The 13,543-nt window shown below is 51.0% G+C and carries 11 protein-coding genes and 1 pseudogene; 3 read left to right on the top strand and 9 right to left on the bottom strand.

Going from position 1 to position 13,543, the window contains the following annotated elements:
• The first annotated feature begins 58 nt into the window (after positions 1–58).
• The 3 genes and pseudogenes from G403_RS0118370 to G403_RS23905 all read left to right on the top strand — a co-directional run bounded on the left by G403_RS0118370 (position 59) and on the right by G403_RS23905 (position 3,710).
• Complete coding sequence (locus G403_RS0118370) at positions 59–1,387, top strand: TRAP transporter large permease (RefSeq protein WP_027855278.1); 1,329 nt, start codon at positions 59–61, stop codon at positions 1,385–1,387.
• Positions 1,388–1,502: 115 nt separating this feature from the next.
• The gene (paaX, locus tag G403_RS0118365; protein WP_027855277.1) at positions 1,503–2,435 is read left to right on the top strand and encodes a phenylacetic acid degradation operon negative regulatory protein PaaX; all 933 of its coding nucleotides are present in this window, start codon (positions 1,503–1,505) and stop codon (positions 2,433–2,435) included.
• 70 nt (positions 2,436–2,505) lie between these two features.
• Positions 2,506–3,710 (top strand): annotated as a pseudogene (locus G403_RS23905) (IS256 family transposase).
• Positions 3,711–3,782: 72 nt separating this feature from the next.
• On the opposite strand, the gene G403_RS0118355 reads toward G403_RS23905, so the two are convergent.
• From G403_RS0118355 to G403_RS23895, 9 genes are all read right to left on the bottom strand, one after another.
• Positions 3,783–4,397 carry a response regulator transcription factor gene (locus tag G403_RS0118355; protein WP_036234523.1) on the bottom strand — a complete coding sequence of 205 codons (615 nt, stop codon included), beginning with the start codon at positions 4,395–4,397 and terminating at the stop codon, positions 3,783–3,785.
• Positions 4,384–7,329: an ATP-binding protein gene (locus tag G403_RS23900; RefSeq protein ID WP_051299265.1), complete on the bottom strand. Its 2,946-nt coding sequence runs from the start codon at positions 7,327–7,329 to the stop codon at positions 4,384–4,386. Before G403_RS23900 ends, G403_RS0118355 begins: the two co-directional genes overlap by 14 nt.
• A 125-nt stretch (positions 7,330–7,454) precedes the next feature.
• Complete coding sequence (locus tag G403_RS0118345) at positions 7,455–8,873, bottom strand: aldehyde dehydrogenase family protein (RefSeq protein ID WP_036234521.1); 1,419 nt, start codon at positions 8,871–8,873, stop codon at positions 7,455–7,457.
• A 52-nt stretch (positions 8,874–8,925) separates the two neighbouring features.
• Positions 8,926–9,237 carry an EthD family reductase gene (locus G403_RS0118340; protein WP_027855274.1) on the bottom strand — a complete coding sequence of 104 codons (312 nt, stop codon included), beginning with the start codon at positions 9,235–9,237 and terminating at the stop codon, positions 8,926–8,928.
• A gap of 9 nt (positions 9,238–9,246) precedes the next feature.
• Positions 9,247–10,620 carry an OmpP1/FadL family transporter gene (locus G403_RS0118335; RefSeq protein WP_027855273.1) on the bottom strand — a complete coding sequence of 458 codons (1,374 nt, stop codon included), beginning with the start codon at positions 10,618–10,620 and terminating at the stop codon, positions 9,247–9,249.
• 79 nt (positions 10,621–10,699) lie between these two features.
• On the bottom strand, positions 10,700–11,179 hold the full coding sequence (styC, locus tag G403_RS0118330) for a styrene-oxide isomerase StyC (protein ID WP_027855272.1): 480 nt from the start codon (positions 11,177–11,179) through the stop codon (positions 10,700–10,702).
• 58 nt (positions 11,180–11,237) lie between these two features.
• Positions 11,238–11,753, bottom strand: coding sequence for a styrene monooxygenase NADH-dependent flavin reductase subunit StyB (gene styB / locus G403_RS0118325; protein ID WP_051299263.1), 516 nt, complete (start codon positions 11,751–11,753; stop codon positions 11,238–11,240).
• 60 nt (positions 11,754–11,813) lie between these two features.
• A complete protein-coding gene (gene styA / locus G403_RS0118320) occupies positions 11,814–13,061 on the bottom strand; it encodes a styrene monooxygenase subunit StyA (protein ID WP_027855270.1) in 1,248 nt (415 codons plus the stop codon).
• A 215-nt stretch (positions 13,062–13,276) separates the two neighbouring features.
• On the bottom strand, positions 13,277–13,543 hold a 267-nt coding region (locus G403_RS23895), incomplete at its 5' end, for a group II intron maturase-specific domain-containing protein (RefSeq protein WP_027855163.1).

The following is a 13,543-nucleotide window of genomic DNA, read 5'->3' as shown; positions in this document are numbered from 1 at the left end:
ACCAATGTCACCGGCGCTCTGTCGGACAGCACATAATAACGATAACGAGTAGAGTTCTATGTCTATCGTGTTGATCGGTTTTGCCGTTCTTCTGTTTTTGATCATCGTCGTCCGCATGCCCATCGCCTTCGGTATGGGTCTGGTCGGGTTCTTCGGCTTCGCTGCCCTGCAGGGGCTGGAGTGGAGTAACCTGGCTGATTTCCGCTGGAGCGGCGTTCTGTCGATGGCGTCCTATCGCGTGATCGATACCGTGCAGGAGTACAGCCTGTCGGTGATCCCGCTGTTTATCCTGATGGGTAACCTGGTCACCCGCTCCGGGCTCTCCCACGAGTTGTACCATGTGTCCAACGCCTTTCTGGGCCACCGCAAGGGCGGTCTCTCCATGGCCACCGTGGTCGCCTGTGGCGGCTTCTCCGCCATCTGTGGCTCCAGCCTGGCCACCTCGGCCACCATGGCCAAGGTCGCCATGCCGCCGATGCGCAAATACGGTTACTCCGATGCCCTGGCCACGGCCTCCATCGCCGCCGGCGGTACCCTGGGTATCCTGATTCCGCCCAGCGTGATCCTGGTGATTTACGGTCTGCTGACCGAATCCTCCATCCGTGAGCTGTTTGCCGCCGGCTTTATTCCCGGCATGCTGGGCATCCTGCTCTATCTGGCCGCTGTGCGCTATGTGGTCTGGCGTGACCCGTCTCAAGGCCCGGCCGGTGAAAAGATGCCCTGGCGCGAACGGCTGCTGGCCCTGAAAGGGGTCTGGGGTGTGCTGCTGCTGTTCACCATCGTCATGGGCGGTATCTACCTGGGTATCTTCACCCCCACCGAAGCGGCCGGTATCGGTGCCGGTGGTGCCTTTGTCATCGCCCTGGCCCGCCGCTCGCTGAGCCTGACTACGCTGTTCGATACGCTGACCGATACGGTACGCACCTCGGCCATGCTGTTCGCCGTGGTGATCGGGGCGCTGATCTTCTCCGACTTCATCAACCGGGCGGGCCTGCCGGATGCGCTGCTGGGCTTTGTCACCGGTCTTGAAGTGGAACCGATAGTGGTGATCCTGGCGATCCTGGGGATCTACATCGTGCTGGGGATGGTGTTCGAGAGCCTGTCGATGATGCTGCTGACGGTACCGGTGTTCTACCCGCTGGTGTCCAGCCTGGGGTTTGATCTGGTCTGGTTTGGTATTGTTGTTGTGGTGGTCACCGAGATCAGCCTGATCACACCGCCGGTGGGGATGAACGTGTTCGTGCTCAGTGCGGTGTTGCGGGATGTGAAGACCGGCACTATCTTCAAAGGCGTGACACCGTTCTGGTGTGCCGACATTGTGCGTCTGGCGTTGATTACGCTGGTGGCTCCCATCGCCATGTTCCTGCCCGAACTGCTCTATCGCTGATACTCTGGTTACGAAATACGGGGGCTTATAATAGTCGCCGTATCGTAATCGCCTTGCGAGATTCAACTTCAGCAGTAAAATAGAGCCACTAATCTGTTGAGGCATTCAACTATTCATGAGCAGTTCCTCCTCACTCAACACGCTGATCAACCAGTTCCGCGAGCAGCGCCCTATTCGCGCCGGTTCTCTGATCATCACCATTTTCGGTGACTCCATTGTCCCCCGCGGCGGTAAGGTCTGGCTCGGTAGTCTGATTAATGTGCTCGAACCCCTGGGCCTTAATCAGCGTCTGGTGCGTACATCGGTCTATCGGCTAAGCAAAGAGGAGAACTGGCTGCAGGCTGAGCAGTTGGGGCGCCGCGCCTATTACAGCCTCACGCCCCAGGGCCGGAAACGGTTCGATCAGGCGTTCAAACGAATTTATGTACCGGCAACCCGGGAGTGGGATGGGCGCTGGTGCCTGGCTGTACTAACGCAGGTACCCGCCGAGATGCGCCAGCAGGTGCGCGAAGAGCTGCAGTGGCAGGGCTTTGGCGCTTTCGGTCCAACGCTGGTCGCCACGCCCCACTGCGACCCTCAGGAGGTACGAAGCACCCTGCAGGAGCTGGGTGTTTTGGAGGCCACGATTCTTTTTGATACCAAAGAGTGCGACGAATCCTCGTCCCGTGCATTACGTGCTCAGTCCCGGGAGTGCTGGAACCTGGACCAGATCAGTGACAGTTACCAGAGCTTCCTTGAACAGTTCCGCCCGGTCTGGCAGGAGATGAGCAGCGCCGACCAGCTCGATCCTCAGGAATGCTTTATAGCCCGGACGCTGCTGATCCACGAGTACCGCAAGGTGCTCCTACGCGATCCTCAGTTGCCAGCGGAACTCCTGCCCTCCGACTGGAACGGCGCCGCTGCCCGTCAGCTATGCCATAACCTCTACAGTCTGGTCTGCAAACGCTCTCAGCAATACATCACACGCATGATGGAAACCGCCGACGGGCCACTTCCGCCGCCCGCGCCCTCGTTCTATAAACGTTTTGGTGGGCTAAGTGACGATTAGAGGGGGACAACATAGGTAGTGTTCAGAAATCTGTGTCATTTCAGTAGCATATGCGAAACAGGAATGGCACATGACCGACAAATTCGATTTCGACAAAGCACTTGAAGCCCTTCGTTCAGGCAAGGACCTGACCGGCAAGGACGGTGTCCTTACCCCGTTGATCAAACAGCTGACCGAAGCAGCGCTGAGTGCAGAGCTTGATCAGCATCTTTCCGACGATACACAGCCCAACCGGCGCAATGGCCGTAGCCGCAAAACCGTCAAAGCCGCTACCGGCCGCTTTGAACTGGAGACACCGCGTGACCGCGCCGGGACATTTGAGCCCGAACTGGTGAAGAAGAACCAGACCAAACTTACCGACGAAATCGACCGGAGAAGATACTTTCGATGTTCGCCCTCGGTATGAGTTACCGGGATATCCGTGGTCATGTTGAGGATATGTACGGCCTAGAGGTTTCGGAAGCCGTTATCAGCGGTGTTACTGACCGACTGATCCCTGAACTCAAAAGTTGGCAGCAGCGGCCGCTGGAAGCGATCTACCCCATCGTCTGGCTCGACGCGATCCATTACAAGATTCGGGAAGACGGTCGCTACATCAGCAAGGCGGTGTACACTCTGCTTGGACTGAATGTGGAAGGCCGCAAAGAGCTGCTGGGCCTGTACCTGTCGGAAAACGAAGGGGCCAACTACTGGTTATCAGTACTGACAGACCTGCATAACCGGGGAGTGAAGGATATCCTGATCGCCTGTGTCGATGGTCTCACCGGCTTCCCTAAAGCGATTGCCAGCATCTATCCCGACACTGAGGTGCAGCAGTGCGTTATCCATCAGATCCGCAGCTCGATGAAGTATGTGGCCAGCAAGCACCAGAAGGCGTTTATGGCAGACCTGAAACCCGTTTATCGTGCCGCAACGCGTGAGGCGGCGGAAGCCGCCCTGGATGAGCTGGAGGCCAAATGGGGCGAGCTTTATCCAGTCGTATTGCAATCCTGGCGTCGCAAGTGGAGCTACCTGTCAGCCTACTTCAAATACCCTGAATATGTGCGCAAGGCGATCTACACCACCAACGCTATCGAGGCTGTGCACCGTCAATTCCGCAAACTGACAAAAACCAAAGGCGCTTTCCCGAACGAGAATAGCTTGATGAAGCTGCTCTATGCTGGCATGTTGAATGCCTCGAAGAAATGGACAATGCCTATCCAGAACTGGGCGCTGACATTATCCCAACTGGCAATTCATTTTGAAGGGCGCCTGGACCAGGTGGTTAAAATCTAACAGCTTTTAGCTGACACAGAATTCTGAACGCCCTCACAACATATGATTTACAATCTTTGCCCTATAAAAAACCTACTGTGACTCTTCATATTGACTAACCATTCGCACCAACTCGGCTACCGAACGCACGCCCATTTTCTGCATCATGTTATGCCGATGCACCTTAATGGTCACTTCCGTCACGCCTAAATCAGCCGCTATCTGTTTATTAAGGCGGCCCTTGATCGCCTCCTCCATAACCTCGCGTTCTCGGGGTGTGAGCGTCTCGAGCTTGACCTTAACACTGTCTCTCTTTTCACGTTTCGCCCTGTTAATAGTGTCTTGCTTTAGGCCCTGCTCCACAGAGGCCACAAGCTCATCATCATTAACTGGCTTTTGGAGAAACTCGATTGCTCCGGATTTTATAGCCCGCACCGTCATGGGTATGTCGCCATAAGCCGTTATAAAAACAATGGGTACAGTTTCTCCAAGCGCAATCAAATTCTCTTGCAATTCCAACCCAGTCATTTCGGGCATACTTACATCCAGCACAAGACAACTAGGTCCCTCAGGGGCGAAAACATCCAGCAGTGCCTGTGCTGAATCAAACATAAGAACATGGAACCCATGGGATCGTAATAAACCGTTCAAAGCCTCACGCATGGACACATCATCATCGACGACGTATACCGTTTCACCCTTCTGCATTATTTTTATTCTCTAGTGTTGGAATACTGAACTGAAACGAGCAGCCTTTTTCAGTCGACTTATTATCAAGCAGTTTCAGTTCACCTCCTAGGCGAGATATTGTAGACCTGCATATTGAAAGGCCCATTCCAAGACCATTTTCCTTGGTCGTGCAAAAGGGCTCAAAAAGCTTATCTTCTACATCGGCATCAATTCCCTTTCCCGAGTCCGATATTCGCACGACCACGTGATCAATATCCTCAGCGTAGTGCACATCTATCTGCAGGAGTCTTTCGGTAAGCTCAGGATCTCGCATAGCATCGATGGCATTAAGCACCAAATTCAGTAAGACCTGTTGCAGTTGGACTTTATCGCTGTACAAGTCCGGAAGGTCGGCGGGCACATTAGCCTGAACTTCTATGCCAATTTTCCAGAGGGTTTCATTCACAAAGTCCAGAACTTCTGATATCAACACAGACCAGTCGACTTGTTCAATATACTTCTGATCGCGCTTCATAAATCCGCGAATCCGTATCGCCACTTCCGCAGCTCTTTTACCATCACGGAGAATATTATTGATAGCATTATTAGCTTCGATATAGTCGGGTGGCTCATGAGAAAGCCATTTAAGCGCGGCCTGACTGTTAGACACTATGGCCGAAAGAGGCTGATTTATTTCGTGGGTAATTGAAGCCACCAATTCACCCATGGAGGTAACACGCATCACCCTCGCCAACTCAATCCTGGCTTCCTCAAGCTCGAGCTCAGCCTGCTTACTAGCGCTTATGTCTTCGACAATACCCAGTAACAAAGGCGGCGAGTCTTCGGTCTCTGGAATCACCGTAACACTGGAGCTGGTCCAAATCTCAGTCCCCTGCCGATTAATAAACCGCTTTTGATAGTGATACCCTTCCAACTCTCCTCTAATCAACCGCGTGAGTCGCTCGCCAGTTGACTCCTTGTCCGCCGGGTGCGTGAACTCAATGACTGACCTGCCCAAAAGCTCCTCCGCCGTGAAACCCAACATCCGACAAAAAGCCGGATTCACCTTCACGAAAGCCCATGCGGGATTGACTACGGCTATACCGACTGCTGAATTTTCATATATAGCTCGCCAATGACTCTCCGATTTCTGGAGTGCATCGACACTGGCCCTGAGCGCTCGCCGACCATCTATTACCTCTCTGGTGAGATACATTAAGTCGGTGTTATGAGTCTCCAACTCTTTTTGAAGTGCCTGCTTGGCTTCTCTCATCATTATCAGGTTGCGTACCCTGGAAACCAGCTCGGGAACCGAAAACGGCTTGGTCACATAGTCCTGTACATACCTCGACAGCAATTCGTTCTTGATACCTTCATCAGCACGTGCCGATAGAACAAGAATCGGTATCTGAGCCGTATCTACCTTTTCTCGTATTTTTCTGATTAATTGATCCCCACTGATATTCGGCATCATCAGATCTGTGATAATCAGGTCCGGCTGGTAACGCTCCATTGCTGCCAAGGCTTCTTCAGCATCAGGAACAGTTATCACGTGATAGGTTTGCCCAAGGATTCTCTTAATCAGCTCTCTCATCTCATAGTTGTCGTCCACAACCAGAACTGAGGCCCTATCATAACTGCCACCCAAGTCCGGGTCAGAAGGACTATCAACCACTCCCGCAACGAGTATTTCTGCATCGTGATAAATTACTTTACGGTCCCTACTTACCCCTGCTCCCGCCGGCGCCTTCTCGGGCAACTCGATCATAAAGATCGCTCCTCCCACCGAGGAGTTTGTGACCGTCACAGTACCGTTATGCAGATCCACGAACTCTTTAACGATCGCTAAACCTAAGCCACTCCCCTTTCTGGAGCTTTGTAACAAACCATCGCCCTGTTCAAACCGCTTAAAGATTTTAGCTATTTGATCACTATCGATGCCGGGTCCGGTATCCTTAACATGGATAAGAATCTTCTCACTTTCGATGCTTTCAACGGTACAACTGATCCGCCCGCCTCTTGGCGTCACACTAAAAGCGTTTGAAATTAGGTTAAAGACTATCCGACTGAGCCTCTCTCTATCCGCTTCAATCTCCAACTCGTCGGGCACCATCACTGCGAAACTTATATTATTCTGGTGGGCGATCATCTCGAAGTGGGAAGCAATATCTTGAATAAACTGCGACAGTCTTATTTTCTCATAAAAAAGCTGAACCTTACCTGCATCAATTTTCGCTAGATCCAAGAGCTCATTCACCAATGTCAGCATAGTTACCGCGTTACGGCGAATAACGGAAAGATTTGATTTATCTCTCGCCGATATACTCTCCAAATCCTCGAGCATATCATCCACAGGACCTATTATAAGAGACAGGGGTGTTCTTAGTTCATGACTTATATTTGCGAAGAATTTATTCTTCTGTTCATCAAGCTGTCTATTTTTATTAAGCAGCTCTTTTAGCTCACTATTTTTTCTTTCTACTTCTATCTCAATTTTCTTCTTCTCTGTGATATTTCGCCCTTCTGCGAGAATAAACCTGACAACTCCATCTTCATCTCGTATAGGGGATAGCGAATAGTCTGTAATTATGGTTTTCTCACCACTCGCCTCCCCGTAGACCTCTATATCACGACGAATAAATTCTCCCGATGCCGCGCGCCTGACAAGCGAGCGCTGTAGCGCCTTACTCTCATCAGACAGTGCAAACCATCGAGCCTCCCAAAAAGGAATTCCCAGCACATCATCCATGCCAAGACCGGCCCCCCTGAGTGCAGGGAGGTTTATTTCAAGAATATTTCCATCCGCATCCAACAAACCGGCAAAATGGTACATCTGATCTAGAATAATACGAGCAAACTTCTCTCTCTGGGTTTGATACTCATCTACCTCATTTAAAGAGACGCTTCCGATTCTAAATTTACCAATACCTTTAAATATATTATTTATTATTCTATAAATATTTTTCTTCATATTTATTCTTCTAATTGAAAGGATTATAAAAAATCAATCTTGTAAATAATAGCAAATAATCCATTTAATCCCAAAAACCATAAAATAAAAAAAGAGCCTTGCGGCTCTAAAGGAGGGTTGCTTGGTCACCCTATTCGGTTAACACTGACAAGTTGTGCGGTTGTATATTCGAGAAGTCCTTCTTCCCCGAACTCCACGCCAATACCGGACATTTTACAGCCTCCGAAGGGACAGTGAGGTAAAACCTCAGCATGGTTATTAATCCATACAGTGCCACACTCAAGCTGCTGCGCCACTTTTCGGGCCTGCTCTAAATCCCGTCCCCAAACAGACCCACCCAGTCCGTTCACATTGTCGTTAGCCCGCTGGATCACTTCATCCACACTGCTGTATCGAATCACCGGCAAGACAGGGCCGAACTGTTCTTCATCTACCAGTCTTGTTCCATCAGATACCTCTGCAACAATGGTAGGCGGATAAAAGTAGCCTTCCCGCGGCAACGGCTCACCGCCACAGAGGATATTCGCACCCTGTGCTTTTGCATCGGCCACCAGTTCAGATACAAACTCAAGCTGTTTCTTATTCTGCACAGGACCAAAAGTCACACTGGAGTCCAAACCGCTGCCTAGAACCTGCTGCTGCGCCAGCTCTACCAGACGCTGTACCAATGCATCGTACATCGAATCATGAACGTACAACCTCTTCAGCGCTGCACAGGTCTGCCCCATATTAAGAAATGCGCCTTGGAAGATAGCTGGTGCGATCTGATCAATATCGGCATCCTCAAGCACAATACCTGCATCGTTACCGCCCAGCTCCAGGGTGAGTCGTTTGAGGTTACCCGCAGCGTTGCGCATGATGCTCTGGCCCGTTGGCGTGGACCCTGTGAAGACCAGCTTAGCGATGTCCGGATGGGAACTCATCGCACTGCCAATTTCGGCATCACCGGTAACACAATTCACGACGCCGGCAGGCAGAACCTCATTAATGATTTCGACCAATTTCAATGTATTGAGTGGCGTTAACGACGCGGGTTTAATAACCACCGTATTGAAGGAGCGCAGTGCCGGCATGATATGCCAGACCGCGATCATAAGGGGCCAGTTCCAAGGTGTGATGGAGCCCACAACACCCAAGGGCTTACGATGCAGCTCCGCAAGCCGGGTATCGCTATCCTCTATCACTTTTACCGGAAGCTCGAGTTCTGCGGTGTAACGTGTCCATCCAACAGCAGCCCCCACCTCAAGCTGTGCCATGGCTAATGGCTTACCCTGCTCTCTGACGATAATTTCAGCCAGCTCATCGGTATGTGCTTCAATTCGACCTGCAATCAGATGCAGCAACGCTTTGACGTCTTGATCGGAACTGCGTTTCCACTTTTGGAAAGCTCGACCGGCGGCATCAACAGCTTGATTTAGTTGAGAAAAAGAAGCCCCCGGACAGACCGCGAACACTTCTCCGTTAGCGGGATCGACCACCTTAATCGGGGCCGCTTCACCGGAACATTTTTCACCTGCAATCGTGAGGTAAGGTTCATATTGCATGTTACTCTCCAGTATTAAATTCGGCTCTATGTTTAAGTCACAACCCGCCTCGTTAAGCCTGCTCCGGCTTAATTACTTCGAGATCCGCAGTTACTATTACCGCCCCCTGCGGAGAGAAGTTAGGCACATCCTGAGCTAAGGCTTCGCCGGTTGCAGACGACATGGCCCGGTGCAGGGCGTCAATATTCTCAAACACCGCTTCAAAGAATACGAAGTAGGGGCTTCCCTCTTCTTCCGTGACGCTAAAAGCTGCCGACACCAAACCTGGGAGTTTTTTAACCATCGGCAGGTGCTCTACTCGGTAATATTCTAAAAATGAACTTCTATTCTCTGGTTCAGGATATAAAACCATTAGCTTTTTCATCGCACACCCTCAGAATCTAGCTGTATAACCAATCACAAAGTTATTTTGTGATTCTTTATTGCGCACCGGGTTTCCCGTATTTGTGCTCGCACCATTGGTACGTTCAATTTCAAAATTATGTGAGTACGCAAAATCGATTTGGCCACTCTTGGCAATGCGATAGCTAAAGCCCATGGAGGCGATCCGCGTCGGAGTTACTGGCAAAGTAACGAACAGATTTTCACTGGGTACAACCTCCGTACCCTGGCGATAGCCGGCTCTCAGTGTCCAGTTACCGATGTCATAACTGGTGCCGAGCGCAATAATCGTTTGATCCTTGTAGTTTTGAGGAAGCGATATATTCAGATCTCCGCCACCGGCACTCGTGAAGGAAACATCGATATCTTTTAGCACATCGTTCCAGAACACCCGGGATAGATCAGCCGAGATACGCCAGCGATCATTCACTTTGTGGGTAATGCCAGCCGTTAATGACGCCGGCATCTGGAAATCCTTAATACGGATTGACCCATCCAAAGGAATATTACCCAGCACTGCATCTGAGGCCGTTAGCCTTGCCTTGCCTTTAAGATCATTGAGCTTTGTACCGAGGTTATAGGCGGCACCTACGACAGTCGTTGGTGTCGCTTGCCATATCAAGCCTATACGGCCGCTGACACCCCAGGCATCGGCTCCGCTGCTTAAAGGCTTATCTTTGGTAAAACTGAGGTGAGCCCCATCCAGAGCAGGTAGGCCGCCCAAAGTAGGCATCAAGCCACCTCCTACACGCCCCTCTGCTACCAGGGAGCCAACCTGATTGGCACCCAGAAGCATGTTCAGGTTCATGCCACTCCACACGGCGTCGACGGTGGCTCCGAAAGCCAGGCGATCATTAATCCGATAGCTCAACGCAAGCGGAATATCGAGCACAAACAGCCGGCTGCTATTTTCCAACTCGGTGGGATTTCCGCTGCTACCATCCGACAGAAAGCTTTTATCCCCGTATTCGGTGCCCAAGCCTCCTAGCGCGAATGCGCCGACACCCCAGGCCCATTTTCCTCGATTGTCGGTATAGCCAATCTGCGGTGCAAAATAGGGATGACGGTTTTGGCTTTCATGGGAGGAGCTTACTTTCTCCCCGCTACCAAGATCGGTATTGGTTATCTCTGCCGTGATGATATCCGCGCCGACACTTAACCGCTTGCCCAACGGGGCCAGAGCCATTGTAGCCGGGTTCCCCATGATGCTCGCTGTACCCGTGTCCTGAGCCATAGCTGTTCCACCCATTGCTCGGGAAACAGGGCCATACCCCTCCAGCCTTAAGCCTTCAGTGGCCTGTGCATACTGAGAGATAAACAGCAAAGAGATACTGATCGAGGTATATCGAACTGTATTTTTGATCATAATAATTCTCTATTATTTTTATCGTGAGATACTGATCTTAGAATTTCATAAAGCTACTAAATTACAGCTATATTCATATCTATTTACTATTAATTCGAACCGCTTTTAGGCCAATCACCAGTAACGCCCATAGTGCCAGGACACCAAAAAGATAGGCGGGAGCTAAAGCCAGGAAGCTAAATACGTCTCCCTCACCAAACTTATTAGCGCCAAAGGTAAGGCCACGGTTTTCGGTAAAGTTTGAGAAGAAGTAGAAGCCTACATTTGCCCAACCATCGGCAATAACGATCCACCCGAGTAGTTTTTCCTTTTTTTCGTCAAAGTTCAGGTGGGGGAGTACAAAAGCGACGGCGATCACCATCATTCCATTTAGTGCCGGGCCAGAATGTGCCTTTGCCCAACCTTCAGGGGTTCCAGGGACATGGAATTCCAGGATGTAGCCGGGGATTAGCTCGAACCCTCCAACCAAATTCATCCACAATCCCACGCCAAAGAGCAGCGTGGAAAAGATCATTAGAATTCCATGCCCAGCCATTACTTTTTGAAAGTTGTTATACATATAACCTCCAGGTAGTTATTTTATTTAATTGGAGTATTGGTTTTATATACGTGTCGTATCAGATCACCGGACAGGGCTTATGGTGATATTTGCTGGCGAAGAACAACAGAGGAGCATGATTCTCCTCGCCGACTCTACCGCAGGCAGTAACCTTGGCAATAAACAGTGTGTGATCACTGACTTCAACGTTTTGATCCACTTCACACTCAAACCATGCTATAGCATCACTCAACGTGGCTAGTTCACACCTTTTCGTAAACTCCGGGGCAGGTGCCCCATCCAGATTACGCTTGCTGAAATAGGCCGAGTATTCTTTGTGATTCTCGCCAAGAATACTCACTCCAAATTTACGCCCAGCGGTTATAAGCTGGTGCATTTTCCCCGGCTTTAACGAGACCATGATGGTGGGTGGGTCCAGGCTTATAGATGTGAAACTGTTCACGGTCATCCCATGGATAGTGCCGTCCTGCTCTTCGGCGCTAACAACACCGATGCCGGTCGCGAAAAGTGACACCGCCTGACGAAAGGATTGGTCATCAATAGCTTTAGATACAGACAATTCCTGGGCAGTCATAGTTGACTCCTCATAATCAAAAGATTGAGGCCGCCCGTAACTGGACGGCCACAAGTAGACTTATGCAGCAATGCCTTGCGCATATTTCTGACACCACTCCAGAAGCCGCTCAGGGCTGGAGAAGTAATCCCACTGTTTTTCCGGATAGTTGAAGTTATCGGTAAACTCATCGGCCATAGCACGGCTCTGGCTGAGGGTACCGATAAACTGCTGGAACTCTGGCGGAAGCTCTTGCAAGTTTTTCAGCATGTAGTTGGTCCAGCGGGTAGCACAGATAGTGCGATCTTCGCGCCGGCGTTCCACATGCTCGATAAAGCGGTCGTCGAATACATCGTTACTGACAATCTCTTCCCCCAGAACTCGGGCACCATGGGATGCCATATTGGCCCCCTGTCCCAGCACCGGATCAACCGTAGCCAGCATATCTCCCAAGGCAACAACGGACTTCCCGTTGCTTAGTCGTGCTGAACCTTTCCGGTAAACTGGCGTAACACGCCCCTGAAGAATGTCGTTAGAATCGCGAACCAGATCGAACTCTTCCGGATCTATTCGCTCGGCAACCGTCGGATGGTGTTTGTGCAGTTTTTCCAACAACAGATCCAGGAATGCTCGCGGGTTGTCGTCATAGCGAGTGGTAGACAGAACTTCCAGCTCACCACCGATGTGATTCTCCAGTACAAGAGCCGTGCACATTCCGTCAAAGGAGAGCGTCGGGATCTCAATTAGCTCACCGGCTCCCGGCGAGAAAGACATGGTCACCGCACGGATGGGGGATTCTTTGATGCCTTTAAACAGGCCAACGCACAATGCACGTTGAGGGGTTTTGAAAGGCGAAGCATCTTCACGGGTATCAAACATCTCGCCGAAAGCGTATTTACCGGCGCAAACCACCACCAGGTCGTACTGCTCGGACAGCTGCTCCATATCCTCTGCGGCGATCTGTTCATAAACGATCTTGCCGCCATTATCAGTGAAGGCGTTCATTAATTCGGGCAGATAGATACGATAATCGACAGCCCGGCTTGGCTGATGCAGGTCGCCGTAGAAGTTCAGGGGGGTAGGCGTACCCACGTGGTAGTAGTGGCCGTAATAACCGTGCTCGTTGACTGGCCACTTGTTCACATCCATGTCGCTCTCGCGAGCGATAGTGACTGAGTGATGCGCTACGGTGTTAAGAAGACGTATATCCTGATAGGCCTCAGGGCGCCGATCTGTGTAGATGGTTACATCGATATCGTGCTGACGCAGATACAGCCCCAAATGCAGACCAGCCGCGCCGGCACCAACGATACCTATATGCTTACTCATGAAGTTGACCTCGATTTTATTGTTATCTGGAAGCAACTTCAGACTAGCTTTCACCCAATACCGGAACAATTAACCATGGTTTAGATTGATACGATTTTTATCGAGGCTTTCCCGCTTTGTATCACTTCTTGATTATTACGCCTGATCGAGTAGGAGGAGGTCTTGCGACCTCCGTCCTCTCACACCACCGTACGTGCGGTTCCGCATACGGCGGTTCATGATACACATTTAAGCCGATGATACTGATCCATCAGCGATACCAGTCCGATGCGATCAAACACCTTCTTCGGCAATGCCTGATTCAAGTGCGAGGCGCATGAGTTCCACCAAGGACCACGCCCATTGGTCGCACTGCGCCAAGCCCTGTCTTCAGACAGACCCAGTCGCATCAGCATCTTGACCCGGGTGAACGGCCGCTTCCATTGACGCCAGAGGATTTTGCGCAGATGCCGGCGGATCCAGCCATCCAGCGCCTCGAAGCT

It is taken from the genome of Marinobacterium litorale DSM 23545, assembly GCF_000428985.1.
In the GTDB taxonomy this organism is placed as follows: Bacteria; Pseudomonadota; Gammaproteobacteria; order Pseudomonadales; family Balneatricaceae; genus Marinobacterium_D; species Marinobacterium_D litorale.
The sequence above is the reverse complement of the archived record's forward strand: the minus strand, read 5'-3'. Positions and strand labels throughout refer to the sequence as shown.

Coding starts and splice junctions, on each gene's coding strand:
- G403_RS0118370 (WP_027855278.1), top strand. CDS start 59: ATGTCTATCGTGTTGATCGGTTTTGCCGTTCTTCTGTTTTTGATCATC.
- paaX (WP_027855277.1), top strand. CDS start 1,503: ATGAGCAGTTCCTCCTCACTCAACACGCTGATCAACCAGTTCCGCGAG.
- G403_RS0118355 (WP_036234523.1), bottom strand. CDS start 4,397: ATGCAGAAGGGTGAAACGGTATACGTCGTCGATGATGATGTGTCCATG.
- G403_RS23900 (WP_051299265.1), bottom strand. CDS start 7,329: ATGAAGAAAAATATTTATAGAATAATAAATAATATATTTAAAGGTATT.
- G403_RS0118345 (WP_036234521.1), bottom strand. CDS start 8,873: ATGCAATATGAACCTTACCTCACGATTGCAGGTGAAAAATGTTCCGGT.
- G403_RS0118340 (WP_027855274.1), bottom strand. CDS start 9,237: ATGAAAAAGCTAATGGTTTTATATCCTGAACCAGAGAATAGAAGTTCA.
- G403_RS0118335 (WP_027855273.1), bottom strand. CDS start 10,620: ATGATCAAAAATACAGTTCGATATACCTCGATCAGTATCTCTTTGCTG.
- styC (WP_027855272.1), bottom strand. CDS start 11,179: ATGTATAACAACTTTCAAAAAGTAATGGCTGGGCATGGAATTCTAATG.
- styB (WP_051299263.1), bottom strand. CDS start 11,753: ATGACTGCCCAGGAATTGTCTGTATCTAAAGCTATTGATGACCAATCC.
- styA (WP_027855270.1), bottom strand. CDS start 13,061: ATGAGTAAGCATATAGGTATCGTTGGTGCCGGCGCGGCTGGTCTGCAT.